Genomic DNA, 1,107 nt, shown 5'->3' on the forward strand with positions numbered 1-1,107 from the left:
GCCGCCCCGTGGTGGCGGGGCCGCTGGACGTGGCCGGCCGGGGCCGCCCTGGCCGGGCTGCTCCTGGGCGCCGGGCTGTGCCGGCTCTTCCTGGTCCCGCCGGAGCCTGCTCCCGCGGAGCCGCGGGCCGGTGCGGCGGCCGCGTCGAACGACGTGGTCCGGAACTTCGTCAACCGCTCCACGGGCAGTTGCCTGGACCACAGCCTCGACCAGGGCCTGCGCTCCTTCCCGCCCAACGGCATGAGCTACCAGCGCTGGACCTTCCACCCCCTCCCGGACGGCACCGGCACGCTCAGGAACCACGCCACGGGCGCCTGCCTGGAGGGCGACGGCAAGGGCCTCACTGCCCGCGCGTGCGGCCGGTCCCCGTCCCAGAAGTGGAAGGTCACCGCGTGGGCCGACGCATCGGTGGAGGTCAGGAGCGCCGACACCGGCCAGTGCCTGGACGACGGCCCCGACGGCCTGCGCGCCCGCCCCTGCGACAACTCGGACCGCCAGAAGTGGGGCTGACTTCCGCCTTGTCCGGCGGCTGAAGGTGTCCGGAAACCGATCGTGTTCTCGGGGGACTTCGTTAGGTTCGTTGCATGCCTTCTACACTTCTGATCGGTTATGAACCCCACGCGATCCCCGGCATCGACGGATCGGCCCTCCAGGCGGCGCTCGACGCCGAGATGGTCCGGTTCGGGGAGCACGGCATCGACGCGGCCATGGAGCTGGTCGTCCACGACGAGCAGGTCGAGTCGACCCTCGTCGCCGCGTTGACCAGGAAGCCGTGGGACGTGGTGATCGTCGGCGGCGGCATTCGCAAGTCCGAGCACCTGCTGCCGCTGTTCGAGCTCATCGTGAACCTGATCCCCCGCCACGCCCCGCAGGCCGCCATCGCGTTCAACTCCACCGTGGGGGAACTCCTGGAAGCGGCCCAGCGACGCCTGTGAGCCCGCCGGCGCCGTCCGGGTGCGGATATCAGCCCCGGACGGCGGCCGGCCGCCGAGACGAGACCGCAGACGGGGAGGCGGGTCGGCAGCCGCCGACCCGCCCCCACCCCTGGCGGGGGAGGGGGCGGGCCCGCACCGCGAGCCCCTACCCCCGGACCAGCACCGCCACCGG

The 1,107-nt window shown here is 73.3% G+C and carries 2 protein-coding genes; both read left to right on the forward strand.

What is annotated here, in order from left to right:
- Nucleotides 1–510 (forward strand): RICIN domain-containing protein (locus tag SSNG_RS27680; RefSeq protein WP_042802057.1); only part of this gene is annotated, 510 nt, incomplete at its 5' end.
- Nucleotides 511–584: 74 nt separating this feature from the next.
- A complete protein-coding gene (locus SSNG_RS27685; protein WP_007267235.1) occupies nt 585–935 on the forward strand; it encodes a hypothetical protein in 351 nt (116 codons plus the stop codon).
- The last annotated feature ends 172 nt before the right edge of the window (nt 936–1,107 follow it).

It is taken from the genome of Streptomyces sp. C (assembly GCF_000158895.1).
Taxonomy (GTDB): Bacteria; Actinomycetota; Actinomycetes; order Streptomycetales; family Streptomycetaceae; genus Streptomyces; species Streptomyces racemochromogenes.

Excerpts from the sequence above, each read along its gene's own strand:
- SSNG_RS27685 (WP_007267235.1), top strand. The coding sequence starts at position 585 with ATGCCTTCTACACTTCTGATCGGTTATGAACCCCACGCGATCCCCGGC.